The organism is Aliivibrio thorii (assembly GCF_057368585.1).
Genome location: NZ_CM170655.1, coordinates 71,241 through 89,129, shown reverse-complemented (window position 1 = coordinate 89,129; position 17,889 = coordinate 71,241). Strand labels below are relative to the sequence as shown.

The window sequence follows — 17,889 nt, the reverse complement described above, 5'->3', positions numbered from 1 at the left end:
TGATTGGCATTCATTTGCCTACTTACAGATACCGGAAGCCGAAGCTTCGGGATGACGATATCTGAACAAAGTTAAGTATTAAACCTTGTGACTACTCCCCAAGATCTGGATATTAATCCTGATTTTTAATTTTTACAAACAAAAATTATCGCAATGAAAGTAATTTATAAATCAAGGGCATTAGGTGTGAATATTTTTAACATAAATCACGAAAATTTCTCTCATGTTTTCTTCTTTTTCGTCGATAATAGAGGTGATATCAAAAAATAGAATAAATGGTGTAACATGAATTGGATTCAAATTGCTGTCGGTGGGCTAGTTACCTTGCTCGTATTAGTGTGTATTAATTTCTTTTTTGCAAACAGTAAACAAAAGAAGCATGAGAAACAAAAAGAAAGAGAGGCCAGCTCTTATCGCAGAGCTTTAGCTGAAGCTCGTGCAGCAGAGCGTCAAGAACGTGTTTATAAAGCACAAACTGGTCATATATCGACTCAATTGTTTTTAGCTAAAGAAGCAGAAATGAGTAACTTTGACGAAGCTCTGCATTGGTATGAAATGGCGGCGAAATTAGATAATAATATTGCAATGCGCTCAGTGATCCGTCTATGCGATAGCCGCCGTGAAAACTCTGAATTTAAAGAAAAGTCTATTTTCTGGAGTAAGGTTGTTGCTGCTCAAGAAGGTGGACCGGAAGATAAATTAGCGTTAGGCATTGCATTTTTGCAGGGAAATGGTGTTGATGTTAATATTGATAAAGGGATTAACCTAATTAATGAAGCCGCTGAGTTAGACTATATCCCTGCTCAACTGTTTGTTGCTGATTGGTATGTTGCTGAATCAAACCCTCAACCAAATGCTAAGTTGGCTGCTGAATGGAATTTACGTGCAGCAATGCTTGATAATATTGAAGCTCAAATTCGTATTGGAAAACAATATGCTGAAGGTCGTGGGGTTCAAGTTGATCCTAAAAAAGCAACTTATTGGTTAGAGCTTGCAGCAGAGGCTGGTGACGCTAAAGCTCAATATTTTGCTGGTGAGATGGGCGCAGATACGAACGAAAAAGGGAATTCTATTGCTTATATCTGGCTATGGTTAGCAGCAAAGAATGGTATTGAAGCTGCAATATCGCGACGAGATCATGTTGGTCATCTTGTTGGGGTCGATGCTGTTATTGGTTTACAGAGTATGGTAAAACCACTTCATGAGAAAATGGCCAAGGGCAAATTGAAAAAGCATGCAATTATAAAATCATTAGATAAGTTATATCAGCGTGAAAGTTATTTCCCAGATAGCAATGAGTTTGTGGTTGGTGGAGAGGTAACCAATCAGTCTAGTGATGAACAAAAAGAAAAGAGTTCACAGCAAGAAGATGTGAACGCAAAGGAAATAGATAAAGCAGAAAAGAAGGAAAGTATTAATTTTAGTCAAACTAAAATGGATGGCGCTGCAAAATTCTAATAGAAGTATGATGTTTTCTATCTAATAGAAAGGAGCACTTTATTGTGCTCCTTTTTTATGGTTCGATTAATCTGGCGTTAGTTATACTCAAAAAGGATAGGGCAATGATCAGTTAGTTGGTATTTTTTAACGTCAGCTTGCTCAAATTGTTGTTGGATGATATTAAAACGCTCCTCAGACATATTTGTCACACCATGGTCTATTAAACGAGTAAAAGTCGTGTATTTTGGCCAGCCTCGCTTCCATTGTTTAATAGTGCAGCTTCCTTTTGTCTTTTCTGTTAATAGATAAGGTGTTTCCGTTGTTTGATTATTGATATTTTTCCATAACCAGCTTCTTGGGTGAGCAAGGGTATGATTAAAGTCTCCTAATATTAGATATGCGTCGTGATTTTTTTCTCGTGTGTTTATCCAATCGGTTAATTCTTGGGTTTGTTGCTCTAACGTTGAACAAGCATAGTTCTTTTTCTTTTGCCCAAGACAACCCGATTTTAAATGCACAGAAAGAAGGTGGACAGGTTGTTTATCAATGGTCGCAATAACGTAAGTTGCATAGCGTAATTTACTGTTTTTTTTCTTTGGTAATAGAGAAAAATCTCTAGGATCAGAGGCTGAAATTGATGTATGAATAGCAAATCCTGTGTATTGGTTTATATCGTTAAACTGTTTTTTGGAATTAGAAGAACGGTCAGATATGAAAATTTGATAATCATTGCCCACGATTCTTTGGATTGCTTTGATAGAGTCTACTTCTTGAAAAGCTAAAATCTGACTATTAGATTGCACAAAGTAATTATTTAGTTGCTCAAAATCTTGTTCGTGTCTTTCGGAGGAAGAAAATTTCTCAACAGAATTGAGCGTTAACCACTCCATATTCCATGTCGATAATGTGATCGCGTTACTAGTAAATGAGCTAAAAATAAGTATGCAAAAGCTAAGTAAGTGAGTAATTCGTTGATTCATAAGTCCTCCTGAAATCGCAAGCAGTTTAATTAAAAAATACCGAGATAGCACACAAAAAAATGTTTCATTTTCATACATTGCAACGAAAGTGAGAACAATCTAAAAGCAGTGGTGAAACTAGAATCACCCTCAGATTTACCTTGATCTAGATCAAGGTATTTTATTCTCAGATCGAGCTTAATACACCACATTTTGTGTTAGCGAGTCTAATACCCCCACTATTTAGTATTTGGAGCCACTGTGAATATAACTGTAATCAAACGAGATGGAAGTCGTGCAGCCTATAAGAATTCTCGTATTATTGACGCTGTAAAAGGTGCATCAGAGCAGGTAACGCCTGAGATTGAGAGTTATGCACAGTTAGTGGCTCATGCTGTTGAAGTTGCTTTACAGGGACAACAAGAAGTGGGTATTCGTCAAATCCAAGAACTGGTTGAAAACGAATTAATGCAAGGACCACATAAAGTATTAGCTCGTGCTTATATTGAGTATCGTCATGATCGTGATATTGCTCGTGAAAAAATCAGTGTGCTCAATAAAGAGATCAGTGGCCTAATTGAACAAAGTAATGCTGAATTATTAAATGAAAACGCAAATAAAGACGGTAAAGTTATTCCAACACAACGTGATTTATTAGCGGGTATTGTTGCTAAGCACTACGCAACACGCCATATTTTACCTCGTGATATTGTACAAGCACATGAACGTGGTGAGATCCATTATCATGATTTAGATTACGCACCATTCTTCCCAATGTTCAACTGTATGCTGATTGATTTAAAAGGCATGTTAACAGGTGGCTTTAAAATGGGTAATGCGGAAATCGATACGCCAAAATCGATTGCAACGGCAACTGCTGTTACTGCGCAAATCATTGCGCAAGTAGCAAGTCATATCTACGGTGGAACTACGATTAACCGTATTGATGAAATTCTTGCACCATACGTAACAATTAGTTATCAAAAAGCATTAAAATTAGCTGAGAAATGGGGCATTCCTGATTCAGAAGCATTTGCTCAAGCACAAACAGAAAAAGAATGCTATGACGCATTTCAATCTCTTGAGTATGAAGTAAATACACTACATACCGCTAATGGACAAACGCCATTCGTAACTTTTGGTTTTGGTTTAGGAACAAGTTGGGAATCAAAATTAATCCAACGTTCTATATTAGCGAACCGTATTGCAGGTTTAGGTAAAAACCGTAAAACAGCGGTATTCCCTAAATTAGTTTTCGCTATTCGTGATGGCTTAAACCATAAAAAATCAGATCCACATTACGACATTAAAGAGCTTGCGCTTGAATGTGCGTCAAAGCGTATGTATCCAGATATTCTTAACTACGACAAAGTAGTTGAAATTACTGGGTCATTTAAAACTCCGATGGGTTGTCGTAGCTTCTTAGATTTATATGAAGAAAATGGCGAACAAATTCATGATGGTCGTAACAACCTTGGTGTAGTAAGTTTAAATTTGCCTCGCGTTGCAATTGAAGCAAAAGGGGATGTAACGGCATTCTACAAATTACTTGATGAGCGCCTTGTTCTTTGTCGTCGCGCTCTAGAGTCTCGCATTTCTCGTTTAGAAGGCGTTAAAGCGCGCGTTGCCCCAATCCTTTATATGGAAGGTGCATGTGGTGTTCGCTTAAATCCAGATGATGACATTATTAACATCTTTAAAAATGGTCGAGCGTCAGTATCATTAGGCTATATTGGTGTACATGAGACAATTGAAGCGCTATTCAAGAGTGATGACCACCTATATGACAATGCTGACCTTCAAGTTAAAGCATTAGAAATTATTCAGTATCTAAAAGATGCAGTTCAAGTATGGACAAAAGAAACAGGTTTTGGCTTTAGTCTTTATGGAACACCAAGTGAAAACTTATGTTCACGCTTCTGTAAGCTAGATAACACAGAATTCGGTGTTATCGATAAAGTGACAGATAAGGGTTACTACACCAACAGTTTCCATTTAGATGTGCAAAAAACGGTAAATCCGTACGATAAAATTGATTTTGAAATGCCGTATCCAGAGATCTCAAGCGGTGGTTTTATTTGTTATGGTGAGTTTCCTAACATGCAGCGTAACATTGAAGCGTTAGAAAATGTATGGGATTACAGCTACAGTCGTGTGCCTTATTACGGAACAAATACCCCAATTGATGAGTGTTACGAATGTGGTTACAACGGCGAGTTTGAATGTACAAGTAAAGGCTTTACTTGTCCTAAATGTGGTAACCATGACTCAACCAAAGTATCGGTAACGCGTCGTGTATGTGGCTATTTAGGTAGTCCAGATGCGCGTCCATTTAACTTTGGTAAGCAAGAAGAAGTGCAACGCCGAGTGAAGCATTTATAATGAATTATCACGTTTATCATTCGATTGATGTGATTAACGGGCCGGGTACACGCTGTATCTTGTTTGTTTCTGGTTGTGAGCACAATTGCAAAGGGTGCTACAACAAGTCCACATTGAATCCAAATTCTGGCCATGCATTTTGTCAGCAATTAGAAGATAAGATCATTGCTGATTTGAATGATACGCGTATTTATCGTCGAGGATTATCGTTATCAGGCGGTGATCCTTTGCACCCAATGAACTGCGAAGCAGTACTTAAGTTAGTAAAGCGAGTCAAATCTGAATGCGAAAATAAAGACATTTGGATGTGGACGGGTTACGAATTAAATGAGCTTAACGAAACACAAAAAGAAATAGTGGCTCTTATTGATACACTAATTGATGGTCGCTTTGAGCAAGATAAAGCCGATCCGTCATTGGAGTGGCGTGGTTCGAGCAATCAAATTATTCATACAATTAATCTATTGTAAGGAAATTGTGAAAAAATAAACAATAAACCGTGATATTTTTCTGTCTGAATGGTAATTTAAATGCATTACAGATCATAAGGATATGAAAATATGCTGCAAAATATAGCGATTCCTGCTAAAGATCCCATTCTTTCTCTTTCTATTGAATATCGTGCTGACGATCGTGCTAACAAAGTGGATCTCGGCATTGGTGTTTATCGTAATGACCAAGGTCAAACCCCAATCATGAAAGCGGTTAGTGATTCTGCGAAATCTATTGCAGTAGAGCAAACCACTAAAGCGTATGTTGGTCTTGCTGGCTGTGAAATATTTAACCAGAGCATGGTAGATCTTCTTTTACGTGATACTTCAGCATATGAGCGTGTTTCTGCGATTCAAACACCAGGGGCAAGTGGTGCGTTACGTATGATTGCCGATTTGATTAAATCAACAGAGCCGGGTGCAACGGTTTGGATAAGTAACCCTAGCTATATTAATCATCAGCCAGTAATGGAAGCGGCTGGCTTAAAGGTTAAGCACTACAATTATTTTAATCCTGCAACAAAACAAGTTGATAGTGCCGCTATGATGGCTGACCTTTCAAAAGCAGGCCCTAAAGATATTATTTTGCTTCACGGTTGCTGTCATAACCCTACGGGTGCAGATATTCGTCTTTCTGACTGGATTGCAATTACAGAATTAGCGCTAAAGAATGGTTTTATCCCGTTTGTAGATATTGCATATCAAGGGTTTGGTGATGGATTAGAAGCTGATGCTGCAGGTCTGCGTTTTATGGCTGACCGTGTTCCTCAAATGTTTATTGCTACTTCATGCTCGAAAAACTTTGGTTTATATCGTGAGCGTACTGGCGCAGCGATGGTTATTGCTGCCAATATCGAAATCGCAATGAATGCCAAAGCAAAACTTCTACAAATGGCACGAGCAACTTACACCATGCCACCAGATCATGGTGCGGCTATTGTAGGTAGGATCTTAAATGATGAAGCATTAACACTATCGTGGCGTACTGAGCTAGATACGATGCAAAAGCGCCTGCTTGGTTTGCGTACGAATCTTTGTGCTGCATTACGTAATGAAACTCAATCAACAGATTTTGATTTTATTGAACATCACAAGGGAATGTTTTCTGTCATTGGTTTTAATAGCGAGAAAATGGCGGCATTAAAATCTGAACATGGAATTTATGCGGTAGGAGATGGTCGTATTAATATTGCAGGAATGCAAGAGCAGCATATTGATTATATTGCTAAATCTGTTGCCTCTGTTGCAAATAAGTAACAGATATTTTGAGATTTATTACTATAATAGAATGAACGATTACAGATAAGACAGTAAAGGAAAACGCATGAAGATAACAAAAAAATGGTCAACGTTACTTTTACCTATTTTGCTGGCTGGTTGTATGTCAACAACAGCAACAACACCAGAAACGGGTACAACAGATAAACCTGCAGTTGAGCAGCCGTTGACACCAGAGACAAAACCTGCGGTTAAACCAGAAACAAAACCAGCAGTGAAGCCAGAGCAAAAACCACAAATTGACCCTAAACCTCCAGTGGCGACAAGCCTAAAAACAGCTGATGGTAAATTAATTTTAGGTGAAGAAGAGTGGATGTACATTAAAGCGATTAACCATAACGCGAAAGCTCGTATAGATACTGGCGCGACAACGTCTTCAATTTCAGCGGTTGATATTGAAATGTTTGAGCGTGATGGGAAAAATTGGGTTAAGTTTAAACTGGCTCATAATGATAAAGAAACTAAGGAATTTGAATCTCCAGTTTCACGTATTGTAACTATACGTCAATCAAGTACAGAAAAACGCACCGATCGTCCAGTGATTGAAGCATGGGTACAAATTGGTGACTTAAAAACGAAAACAGAATTTACGCTTAATGACCGCACACACATGACATTCCCTGTATTGCTTGGAAGAACTTTTTTTCGTGATGTAGCTGTTGTTGATGTAAGTAAGAAATTTATTCAACCAAAAGTAAAGTTAGAGAAATAACTTGAATAAATCGTAATGAAATAAAAACGCCCAAATATAATGTTTGGGCGTTTTTATTGATACTGCTGGACTTTATTAAAATAATTTATAATTAGATGCGTTTTGTTGTTCTCTGAGAGCTTGTAATAGAGCTATCTGCTTATAGATAACATAATAACGACTGATGTTGGTAACGTAATGGACTGGCTCTTTGCTGACGTACTTTCGAGCCATAATTTCGACGTTATTGAACCAAACATTAGGGTCATAACCATGTTTTACTGCCATTCTGCGCATTTTCCTTACATTTGCAGGCCCTGCATTATAAGCGGCTAACGAAAAGTACATTTGATTTTCTTTTGTTATTTCAGGTTTCTGGAAGTAACGCTTATGTACAAAATTCATGTACTTAACACCTGCATGAATATTATGTTCTAGCTGCCTGAAATTCTTGATATTGATATAAGGTTCTTTTGCTGTTTTAGGTAGTACTTGCATTATCCCAACAGCGCCCATGTGAGAAACCAAACGATTGTTAAACCTAGATTCTTGATACGCTTGTGCTGAAATCATTAGCCAATCAAACTGATATTGATCGGCGTATTGTTCGAATAATACGGCAAGGCTGTTAAATTGTTTAACTGTATTTGGGTTTAATGCTTTTTTAAGCCATTTAGAGTTATCGAGATATTTATTGTAAATAACATTACCTAAAAAAGAACCTTGTTTGATTTTATTCGCGTATAGATTTACTTCTGATTTCAATTGAGGACTGTTTTTCCTCATTGCCCAGCCGATACTCGCGTTAGTGCGGATAGGGAGTTCTTCATGAATAACGATATTGTTCATGATTTTTGTCCATAGCTGAGATTTATGGCTATCGATGACAGTAATAGGAAGGATATTTTGATTGATCATCTCCATTAATTCGTAATCTTGTAAGTTCTCTTCAATGAATTGAACGTGGATAGGAGGGATATCGTCAGAAGAGAGTTGCTGATTAATTTGCTGCAAACTCTCAAAGTAGCTCGAGCTTGCGCGTACCCAGACTTCTTTTCCTGACAGTTCTTTAAATGACGTGATTTTTGGTATTGATTTTGAGGTAACAAGCCACTCTTGGCTGTTACTAATGATAGGATCACTGAAATCAACATATTTTAACCGTTGAGGGGTAATGGTTAAATTGGCAACGGCAATGTCCCCAAAACCGGCTTCGAGAGCGTTGAGAAGATCGTCTCTTGGAACAGGGATCACCTGTACATTCACATTTATCTTTTTCTTGTGTAAATATAATTCAAAATGATGAATAAACTCTGCAATGATCCCTTTAGGTTGTCCTTTTTCTATATAGTAGAAACCGAGATCGGCAGAAACAAGAACACGCACAACTCCTTTTTTCTTTAAGTCATCAAGATCCCCTGTATAAGGGATCTGGGCAAGTGGAGAAAGCTCAATAGAAAAAGCCAGCTGAGGTAGTAGAAGTAATATCAATATATGGTGACGTAAACAATCCATGTTACCAGGTCCTCATTAACAATATAATAACAATTTAAGGTGGAATTAAATAGATTTCAAGATATTTCTTACTCCGTATTGTTAAGCTTCTTTCGTGTTTCTATTAGTTTGTTGTGAAATCAAATGTCCGTATATTAAAAGCATTTCTTTGTTTTTTATGTTCTTTTAACTGCACTATTTGCTTATAGATAACGTAGTAACGACTAATATTTGATACATAATGTACTGGTTCTTGACTGATATATTTTAACGCCATTAGTTCTACGTTGTTAAACCATACATTTGGGTTATAGCCTTGCTGTCGTGCTTTGGTTCTTATTCGACGTATCTGAGCTGGTCCTGTATTATAAGCTGCTAGTGAGAAGTAGAGTTGATCATCTGGCGATATTTCAGGTTTATCAAAGTAGCGTTTATGAACAAAACTAAGGTATTTAATGCCAGCATGAATATTATTTTCTAAAAGATAGATATTATCGATTTTTACGTTTCTATCTTGAGCTGTACTTGGTAGTACTTGCATGATGCCGACAGCCCCTTTGTGTGATACAGCTTTGTTATTTAGTCTTGATTCCTGATAAGCAAGGGCGGACGTTAATAGCCAATCTAGATTGTACATAGAAGAATAGCGTTTGAACAAACCTGATAATTCATAAAGTTTATCGATATTATTGGTTTGTAATACCTTAGCTAGCCATTTTTCCTGATTAAGATATTTTTTGTAAATAAGGTTTCCTAAGAATGATCCTTTTTTTATTTTATGGATGTATTGATTAACAACGTTAGAGAGTTGAGGGCTATTTTTTCTCATAGCCCAAGCAATGTTTATGTTTTCTTTTAATGGAAATTCGGCATGGTACTGAATATTAGGTATCAGTTTTTTCCACAATATTGCTCTATAGTTTTCAATAACGGTAGCAGGACTTTCTTTTGCTGTAATTAACCATTCAGCGCTGTCTTTTATTGTTGGGGTACTAAAATCGACATGGCGTTGACGACTTTTAGTTATAGCTAAATGACCTACGGCGATATCGCCAATACCTGCTTTTAAAGATCGAATTAGATCATCTTGCGAGACTGGGATTATTCTTATGTGTGTGTGGTCATTCTTCTTAGCAAGGTGTCGTTCAAAATGGGCTAAAAATTCAGAGATAATACCAATTGGTTTGCCATCAATGATTTGATAAAAACCAAGTTCAGTAGATACAAGTACTCGGATTACTCCTTTCTTTTTTAATGAATCAAAATCACCAAGATAAGAGGTGTTTGTTAATGGAGCTAATTCAATAGATAAAACTATGTTGGGGAGAAAAAGTAAGATAAAAATTAACTTGTGAAATTGAGTCATAACTTGAAGCCTTATATATCAAATATTAAGACAAGCTATGTTTTTACAATGTTAAAAACAAGGTGTTGCAATGTTAACTTCTTAGGTTCTTGTGTTTGAGATTTACAGTTGTTGAGATAATAAGAAAGTTAATTAAGTTTTTATTTTAACAGGGTTTTATTCTTCTGTTAATCTTATGCAAACTTTTATTTGTATTCATTGCATGAATGGTAAGTGAGTGGTGTGTTTTATTTGTTATGAATTATATGAGTGGATTACACATCTGTATTGTTTGAATAATGAACAATACAGATGTGAAGCCAAGCTAAATTATGTGCAGTAGGCTACTTACCGTTTTGATTAGAAAGTAAATCGTGCAGTCATCATCATTTGACCACCATAAACACCATTGAACTTAGCTTCAGCGCCCACTGATAATTGTTCGGTGGAGTGGAAGCGGAAATGAACGCTGCCAATGTCTTTACTTACGTCACTATTAAATAGTTGACCGTATTGAGCTCCTACTTCAATTTGCTGCATTAGCCATAATCTAAAGCCAATATTAATTTCAGTAAGCATCTCATCACCGAATTTATCACTGCTGTTGTCTTTTACATTATGAAGAAGTAGTTGACCGTAAATATCGGAAAATTCATTAATTGGGCCATTAAAACCGATACCACCAGCCACATCCCAATCACCTGAAAATTCAGTATCCACCTTAGCTACAAGGTGAGAGTTTTCTGTGAATTGTTGGTTAACTTGCACACCATAGGTACCTGGACTTGTACCGATACGAGCTTCAAAAAAGCTATAAGGGAAATTGTTCGCCATTGACGTTGAAGATGTCAGCGCTGTCGCTAAAAGAAGGGCCTTTTTGATGTACTTAGTTGATTCCATAACTTAGTTAACCTGATATTTATGAATTTTATCTATGAAAAAGCCTGCAATAAGCAGGCCAGATTATCTATTGATGATTTATTTTATAATGTTTGTAAGCGATCTACTTCTATTTCAGGAGTATTACCGCCCTCGTACTCACCAAAAATACGAACTTTAGTGGTTTCATTAATTGCGGTTGGCATTGAAATATCATCATCTAATTCAATTTGAATTTCATTGGTTCCATCTGAGAATAGATATTTATCTTTACGGATGTGACGAATAATACGTCCATCAATTGTCGCATCTTGCTCGGCAAACATGCTCGTGTCTTTTAATAATTCAGCGATGGTCGTTGTTGTTACTGGACCTGTGTAATTAAATTGAACGTGTTTTTGGTTGTGACCGCCATTATCAGCTAAAGCGATAGTTGGAGATAAAATTAGGGCTGCTGTAATTGCAATGATTGTCTTTTTCATAATTTAATCCTTCATTTGATAATCAGTTAGTGATTGCACTTTGTTTCGATAACGCTATTAAAGCAAAGGCTAGCTGAATCTATCGTGACTAATGCATTCATATTCTATTCATCTAGTTATTAGGAGTAAGACAAAGAAATTAAGAGTGGGGATAATTAGCCTCTCAAGTGAGAACAATGTTAATATTACTGGCATGATATACAACGAAATTAGATGGAATTATGAAGGCTTTATCTCCGTTAATGGTTCAAGGAACCACTTCTGATGCCGGTAAAACAGTACTGGTGGCAGGCTTATGCCGAGTGTTGGCAAATAAAGGGATCCAAGTTGCCCCTTTTAAACCTCAAAATATGGCACTGAATAGTGCTGTGACAGAAGACGGTGGTGAAATTGGTAGAGCTCAGGCTTTGCAAGCTGACGCCGCAAGAATAAAGCCTCATGTTCATATGAATCCTATCTTATTAAAACCAAATACAGATATCGGTGCACAGGTTATTGTGCAAGGAAAAGCAATTGAAACCATGGATGCATGGGGTTTTCAAGATTATAAAAAACTGGCAATGCCTTATGTTTTAGAATCTTTTTCATATTTGAATGAACATTATCAGTGCGTTGTAGTTGAAGGGGCGGGAAGCCCTGCTGAGATTAACTTACGTGAGAATGACATAGCAAATATGGGGTTTGCTGAAGCGGCTGATGTTCCGGTTATTATTGTTGCTGATATTGATCGCGGAGGTGTGTTTGCTCATCTATATGGCACATTAGCGCTATTATCTGAATCAGAGCAAGCGCGAGTGAAAGGGTTTGTCATAAATCGTTTTCGAGGTGATATATCTTTGCTTGTTCCAGGGCTAGAGTGGTTGGAAGAAAAAACAGGTAAACCCGTATTAGGAGTAATTCCTTATTTGCATGGTTTAAATTTAGAAGCAGAAGATGCAATTAAGAGTGAGCAGCAAGAGAAGGGTAAATTTGTAGTAAAAGTTCCTGTTGTTACTCGTATTAGTAATCATACTGATTTTGATCCACTACGTTTACATTCAGAAATAGATCTTCAGTTTGTTGGTAAAGGGCAATCATTATCAGGTGCTGATTTCATTATTCTTCCTGGCAGTAAGTCAGTACAAGCCGACTTAAATTATCTTAAATCGCAAGGTTGGGATAAAGACATTGAAAGGCATCTTCGTTTTGGTGGCAAAGTCATGGGTATTTGTGGTGGTTATCAAATGCTCGGAGAACGCCTTTCAGATCCTTTAGGTCTTGAAGGGGAAGCTTCATCCATTGATGGGTTAGGTTACTTATCAATTTCTACTGAGTTAAAAAAACAGAAACAACTTACTCTTGTAGAAGGAGAATTAATTCTACCGGGGCAAGTAGCTGTAAAAGTTACTGGTTATGAAATTCATGCAGGAGTAAGTACTGACTCTGTAAAAAATGAATCGCCTATTGTGATTAATAGTGAACAATCAATAAGACGTGATGGTACAGTAAATAAAGAAGGCTCGATCTTTGGTACTTACTTACATGGTATTTTTGATGAACCACAAGCCTTTGAAGCGATTTTATCTTGGGCTGGTTTAAAAGAAAGCAAGGCCATTGATATGAATGAAATTCAAGAAGAGGGGATCGAACGTATTGCGGATTCAATTGAAGAAAGTTTAGATTTATCTCAACTATGGCCAAGTTTGTTTGAAAAGAAAGCTGCCTATTAAGGACTGAATGAATATGTCTCGAATTACGTTATTTTTTGTATTGCTGTTTAGCTCTTTGTCTGTTTCAGCGAATGTCACCGTATATGCTGCATCATCATTAACCAATGTGATGAACGATATTGTCGATGCATACCAAGATGAAACAGGTGAAAGAGTTCGTGTGAGTTATGCTGGGTCTTCGTCACTCGCTCGACAAATTGCTAATGGAGCGCCTGCTGATATTTATCTCTCAGCAAACACTAAGTGGATGGATTACTTGATTGAACAAGATCAAGTTGAAGTTGGAAGCAAGGTGGATTTATTACGAAACACTCTGGTTTTAATTGCCTCGAGAAGCACACCAAAAGAAAATACATGGCAGTGGTTTATTGGGCAAAAAGGCTTCCGAATCGCAATGGCGGATCCGAGACATGTGCCAGCTGGGATCTACGGTAAACAAAGTTTAGAAAAACAGTTTCGTTGGCCAGAAATAAAAGATCATATTGCTTCAGGTAACAATGTTCGCTCAGCCTTACTGTTTGTTGAGCGTGATGAAGCACCGTTAGGTATTGTGTATAAAACGGATGCATTATTGTCAAAAAATGTCACGGTAGTTGAAGAGTTTCCAGAGGATTCCCATGATCCTATCGTTTACCCTATGGCTATAATTAAAGATAAAACATCAGGTGAAGTCACTCGTTTTTATCAGTATTTATTATCTGAAAAAGTAAAAAATATTTTTGTTTCTTATGGGTTTACAACAATTTAATGATATTGACGGATTATGAAGTAGAAGCATTACTACTGAGCTTAAAAATTGCAGGCATAGCAGTCGGCTTCTCTCTACCTATTGGCATTCTTTTGGCTTGGGTACTCGCGCGTTGTGAGTTTAAAGGTAAAGCCATACTCGATGGTTTAATTCATTTACCTTTAGTGCTGCCACCTGTTGTTATCGGTTACTTACTGCTCATTTCAATGGGCCGACAAGGTGTTATTGGTAAATGGTTGTATGAGTTATTTGGTTTAACATTTAGCTTTAATTGGAAAGGGGCAGCGTTAGCTTCCGCGATTGTTGCTCTGCCATTAATGGTTCGTGCTATTCGCTTAGCTTTAGAATCGGTTGATCAAAAACTAGAACAAGCGGCAAGAACATTAGGCGCTTCTCGTGCAAAAGTCTTTTCAACAATTACGCTTCCTTTAATGTTACCGGGAATCTTAACTGGTGCGGTATTGGCTTTTGCACGAAGTTTAGGAGAGTTTGGTGCAACGATCAGTTTTGTCTCGAATATAGAGGGTGAGACTCGAACGCTTCCTCTTGCTATGTTCAGTTATATTGAAATCCCAGGGGCAGAAATGGAGGCAGCACGCCTATGTGTTATTTCTATTATTGTTGCTTTAATTTCATTATTACTCTCAGAATGGTTAGCGCGTGCCAGCAAAAAAAGGTTAATGGGTTAATTCATGTTAGTCGTTGATATAAAAAAACAATTAGATGATTTTAGTCTTGATGTTCAGTTAACGTTACCCTCATCTGGGATCAGTGCAGTTTTCGGACGTTCAGGTGCAGGTAAGTCTTCACTTGCTAATATAATTAGTGGTCTTAGCTCCCCAAATTCTGGGCGAATCAGTCTTAATAACACCGTGTTATTTGATTCAGGTATGGGAGTCTCTGTACCGCCAGAGCAACGCCATATTGGTTATGTATTTCAAGATGCACGTCTATTTCCTCATTATAAAGTGGAAGGGAATCTACTTTATGGCTGTCATGGCAAAAGAACCTCTCGCTTTAATGATGTCGTCAAATTATTAGATATCGAATCTTTACTGCAACGTTATCCGCACTCTTTATCGGGTGGTGAGAAACAACGAGTGGCCATTGGTCGAGCGATTTTATCTGAACCAGCATTACTTATTATGGATGAACCATTGGCTTCTTTGGATTTACCAAGAAAGCATGAAGTTATGCCGTATCTAGAGAGACTAGCGAAAGAGATCCAAACGCCAATTATTTATGTGTCACACAGTTTAGATGAGATCTTACGTTTAGCCGATCATATGGTTCTGCTTAATGACGGCTCAGTAAGTTTATCTGGTGATATTACTTCAGTCTGGGGTTCTCCATTAATGCGTCCTTGGTTAAATGCGTCAGAGCATTCTGCCTTGTTAGAAGGGACGATAACAGAGTTGCATTCAGATCACCCTATGACATTGGTGACTCTAAAAAACGCACAGCAAGGCATTTGGGTTAAGTCACCGTGTGATTGCACGGAGAAAGGACAAAATATTCGTTTACGTATTCGAGCAAATGATGTGTCTTTGATTAAGCAACAACCAGAGTTTAGTTCTATTCGAAATATTCTCCCTGTTGTTATAGAAAGTCTAACTGAAGACAAAGAAAACGATGTAGTGGCGGTGAAATTGAATTTATCGGGACACGTGTTGTGGGCAAATATTACACGTTGGGCAAAAGAAGAGTTGGTACTAGCACCTGGGCAAAAATGGTTTGCACAAATTAAAGGTGTAAGTGTGACTCAATCCGATTTATGTTCGAAATAATGATATTTTAAAAATAAGCACCATAAAGGAAGTAGATATGAAGTACCAATGGATATTATTTGATGCAGATGAAACCTTATTTCATTTTGATGCGTTTGCTGGTTTGCAACGTATGTTTGAAGGTTACGGCATTCACTTTAGTAAAGAACAGTTTATTGAATATCAATTAGTGAACAAACCGCTGTGGGTACAATATCAAGATAATGAGATCACAGCACAACAGCTACAAGAAATACGTTTTGAGTATTGGGCAAACGAGGTCGGTGTTACCCCAAAGGCAATGAACACAGCTTTTATGATGGCAATGGCAGAGATTTGTGCGCCATTGGATGGCGCTAAAACCTTACTTGATTCATTGTTAGCAAACAATGTGAAAATGGGAATTATCACTAATGGCTTTACTGAATTGCAAAAGATCCGTTTAGAAAAAACAGGATTTAGTCATTACTTTGAATTAGTTACGATTTCAGAGCAAGTGGGTGTAGCTAAACCGGATAAACGTATTTTTGAACATACTTTTTCTATGATGGGTGAGGTTGAATTATCAAACATATTAATGGTTGGTGATAACCCTGATTCTGATGTTCTTGGCGGAATGAATGCCGGTGTTGATACATGCTGGCTAAATGCAAGCCAACAAACATGCCCTGAAGGTGTTGAGCCAACATATACCGTTAAGACACTTAATGATTTACAAGAGCTGCTACATAGCGCTTAGAAGTTTTCTTACGCAGTAAAATTACTGTGCTGCTATTATAAAAAAGCCTCATTGTTTATTATAACAATGAGGCTTTTTTGTATCACTTGACCAGAAATATTACTCTTCTGATGGTGTTACTTGTTCTGTGTTTTCAGACTCTACCGTTGCTTGTTCTGCTTCAAGTGCCATTTTTTCACGATCAGCTTTACTGATGTATTTTGGCTTGTTATGCGAACGACTGTTTTTAGTTTGGGTTCTGCGGTGTTTCTTTAAAAGAGTCTCTTTAACTTTGTTTTTACGGCTCATTGTATTACCACATTAGATCATCAGGAATAACGAATTCCGCATACGGGTCGTCTTCATCCTGTGCATCTTCCGCTATTACGTTGTTAAGCACAACAACTGATTCATCACGTAAGGTAATCTTATCTGCAACACCAGCAGGAACGACTTCATAATCTTCATTAAAATGTACAATTGCTAAACGACCAGCAACTAATTGTGTTTGCATTGTTTTATCAACATACATTTTTTTTACTAGTGTTCCATCAGTAAAGTTATAACCAATGTCACCATGAGTACGATCAAGTTTATTTGCAGTGATCAATTGTTTGATTTGAGCTGTTAATTCTTTTTGATCTTTCTCGGCTTTGTGTTTCAAGCTTAGTTCTTTGTCTTTTTCAGCTTGAGCTGCTTTGTTCAATTCTACTGCCGCTTTTGCTTCACGATTTTGAACACGAGATTTTTTTGAAGCTTTCTTTGCTTTTGCTACTTTCTTTTGGTTCACTAACCCAGCTTTTAGCATTTGCTCTTGTAAGCTTAGCGCCATAAATAATTCCTAATAATAACGATGTCGAGTTCCGGCGATTATCCCATGAGTTGTATGGGATTTAAAGGACAATAGAGAGAAGTAAAGATGAAAACACCTTGTATTGCGGCTTGTAAAAACGAAGGCGGTATCTGTATTGGTTGTAAACGTACAATCACTGAAATAATAGAATGGAAATCAATGACGGATATTGAGAGAGGAAATGTAATGGATCGGTTATCAGGTAAATCATCCACTCATACGTGTCCCGAATGCACAAAACCAGCTCAATGTGACATCAAAATGGGTAAGGAAACGTGTTGGTGTTTTGAGGTTGAAACTCGTGATGTAGGGATCATTTCTGAGAACTCAGAGTGCTTATGTCAGCATTGTTTATCAAGGAAGCCTATAGCGTGATTTTTACGTGCTACTTTATGTAATAAGGTGCTAAAATTGATGTAGATCAATTAGTAAAGTTACTAAGTTTACCTATCCTTTAGAGGTAATTAACATTATTAACAATTATCACATAAAATTAATTTATCACAAGTGTTAATAATTTTATACATTGTTTTTCAATTAAATACATCTCTGGATGAACGCAAAAAACTAGTAGATAAAAGGGTTTATCTTCAAAATTTAATTGAAGCACTATTTGTGAGGGATTAAAATCTATGTCAGATAGGTTCGACAACT

The 17,889-nt window shown here is 37.2% G+C and carries 18 protein-coding genes; 11 read left to right on the top strand and 7 right to left on the bottom strand.

The annotated features are described in order from the left end of the window. Window positions 1-285 precede the first annotated feature (285 nt). Window positions 286-1,458, top strand: a complete 1,173-nt coding sequence (locus AC2IP4_RS14630; protein ID WP_375320345.1) for a tetratricopeptide repeat protein — start codon at window positions 286-288, stop codon at window positions 1,456-1,458. Between the two features lie 77 nt (window positions 1,459-1,535). Here AC2IP4_RS14630 and AC2IP4_RS14625 read toward each other — a convergent pair whose 3' ends face one another. Next, a complete protein-coding gene (locus AC2IP4_RS14625) occupies window positions 1,536-2,420 on the bottom strand; it encodes a metal-dependent hydrolase (RefSeq protein ID WP_375320346.1) in 885 nt (294 codons plus the stop codon). A 240-nt stretch (window positions 2,421-2,660) separates the two neighbouring features. On the opposite strand from AC2IP4_RS14625, the gene nrdD reads away from it, so the two are divergent. The 4 genes from nrdD (at window position 2,661) to AC2IP4_RS14605 (ending at window position 7,262) form a co-directional block, all read left to right on the top strand. Beyond that, complete coding sequence (gene nrdD, locus AC2IP4_RS14620; RefSeq protein WP_105056223.1) at window positions 2,661-4,781, top strand: anaerobic ribonucleoside-triphosphate reductase; 2,121 nt, start codon at window positions 2,661-2,663, stop codon at window positions 4,779-4,781. Next, window positions 4,781-5,251 (top strand): anaerobic ribonucleoside-triphosphate reductase-activating protein, encoded by a 471-nt coding sequence (gene nrdG / locus AC2IP4_RS14615; protein ID WP_486310987.1) that lies wholly within the window; start codon window positions 4,781-4,783, stop codon window positions 5,249-5,251. Before nrdD ends, nrdG begins: the two co-directional genes overlap by 1 nt. Before the next feature lie 90 nt (window positions 5,252-5,341). Beyond that, window positions 5,342-6,529 (top strand): amino acid aminotransferase, encoded by a 1,188-nt coding sequence (locus AC2IP4_RS14610; RefSeq protein WP_486307620.1) that lies wholly within the window; start codon window positions 5,342-5,344, stop codon window positions 6,527-6,529. A 67-nt stretch (window positions 6,530-6,596) separates the two neighbouring features. After that, entirely contained in the window at window positions 6,597-7,262 is a 666-nt protein-coding gene (locus AC2IP4_RS14605; RefSeq protein ID WP_375320349.1) for an ATP-dependent zinc protease family protein, read from the top strand. A 75-nt stretch (window positions 7,263-7,337) separates the two neighbouring features. Here AC2IP4_RS14605 and AC2IP4_RS14600 read toward each other — a convergent pair whose 3' ends face one another. The 4 genes from AC2IP4_RS14600 to AC2IP4_RS14585 form a co-directional block, all read right to left on the bottom strand. Then, window positions 7,338-8,756, bottom strand: a complete 1,419-nt coding sequence (locus AC2IP4_RS14600) for an MltF family protein (protein ID WP_486307619.1) — start codon at window positions 8,754-8,756, stop codon at window positions 7,338-7,340. Window positions 8,757-8,859: 103 nt separating this feature from the next. Next, window positions 8,860-10,101, bottom strand: coding sequence for an MltF family protein (locus AC2IP4_RS14595; RefSeq protein WP_486310986.1), 1,242 nt, complete (start codon window positions 10,099-10,101; stop codon window positions 8,860-8,862). Window positions 10,102-10,440: 339 nt separating this feature from the next. Then, window positions 10,441-10,980, bottom strand: coding sequence for a hypothetical protein (locus AC2IP4_RS14590; protein WP_375320352.1), 540 nt, complete (start codon window positions 10,978-10,980; stop codon window positions 10,441-10,443). A gap of 83 nt (window positions 10,981-11,063) precedes the next feature. Beyond that, the gene (locus AC2IP4_RS14585) at window positions 11,064-11,441 is read right to left on the bottom strand and encodes a YgiW/YdeI family stress tolerance OB fold protein (protein WP_375320353.1); all 378 of its coding nucleotides are present in this window, start codon (window positions 11,439-11,441) and stop codon (window positions 11,064-11,066) included. Between the two features lie 221 nt (window positions 11,442-11,662). Here AC2IP4_RS14585 and AC2IP4_RS14580 point away from each other — a divergent pair, with 221 nt between their 5' ends. The 5 genes from AC2IP4_RS14580 to yjjG are packed head-to-tail and all read left to right on the top strand — an operon-like array spanning window position 11,663 to window position 16,403. Next, complete coding sequence (locus AC2IP4_RS14580; RefSeq protein ID WP_486310985.1) at window positions 11,663-13,150, top strand: cobyric acid synthase; 1,488 nt, start codon at window positions 11,663-11,665, stop codon at window positions 13,148-13,150. A gap of 13 nt (window positions 13,151-13,163) precedes the next feature. After that, on the top strand, window positions 13,164-13,898 hold the full coding sequence (modA, locus tag AC2IP4_RS14575; protein ID WP_375320355.1) for a molybdate ABC transporter substrate-binding protein: 735 nt from the start codon (window positions 13,164-13,166) through the stop codon (window positions 13,896-13,898). Next, window positions 13,898-14,587 (top strand): molybdate ABC transporter permease subunit, encoded by a 690-nt coding sequence (gene modB / locus AC2IP4_RS14570; protein ID WP_375320356.1) that lies wholly within the window; start codon window positions 13,898-13,900, stop codon window positions 14,585-14,587. Before modA ends, modB begins: the two co-directional genes overlap by 1 nt. Window positions 14,588-14,590: 3 nt before the next feature. After that, window positions 14,591-15,685: a molybdenum ABC transporter ATP-binding protein ModC gene (gene modC, locus AC2IP4_RS14565; protein WP_375320357.1), complete on the top strand. Its 1,095-nt coding sequence runs from the start codon at window positions 14,591-14,593 to the stop codon at window positions 15,683-15,685. Between the two features lie 37 nt (window positions 15,686-15,722). After that, window positions 15,723-16,403 (top strand): pyrimidine 5'-nucleotidase, encoded by a 681-nt coding sequence (gene yjjG, locus AC2IP4_RS14560; RefSeq protein ID WP_105056212.1) that lies wholly within the window; start codon window positions 15,723-15,725, stop codon window positions 16,401-16,403. A gap of 99 nt (window positions 16,404-16,502) precedes the next feature. Here yjjG and AC2IP4_RS14555 read toward each other — a convergent pair whose 3' ends face one another. After that, complete coding sequence (locus tag AC2IP4_RS14555) at window positions 16,503-16,691, bottom strand: DUF2986 domain-containing protein (protein ID WP_105056211.1); 189 nt, start codon at window positions 16,689-16,691, stop codon at window positions 16,503-16,505. Between the two features lie 4 nt (window positions 16,692-16,695). Beyond that, entirely contained in the window at window positions 16,696-17,214 is a 519-nt protein-coding gene (locus tag AC2IP4_RS14550; RefSeq protein WP_105056210.1) for a DUF2058 domain-containing protein, read from the bottom strand. Window positions 17,215-17,301: 87 nt separating this feature from the next. On the opposite strand from AC2IP4_RS14550, the gene AC2IP4_RS14545 reads away from it, so the two are divergent. Then, complete coding sequence (locus AC2IP4_RS14545) at window positions 17,302-17,610, top strand: DUF1289 domain-containing protein (RefSeq protein ID WP_375320358.1); 309 nt, start codon at window positions 17,302-17,304, stop codon at window positions 17,608-17,610. The last annotated feature ends 279 nt before the right edge of the window (window positions 17,611-17,889 follow it).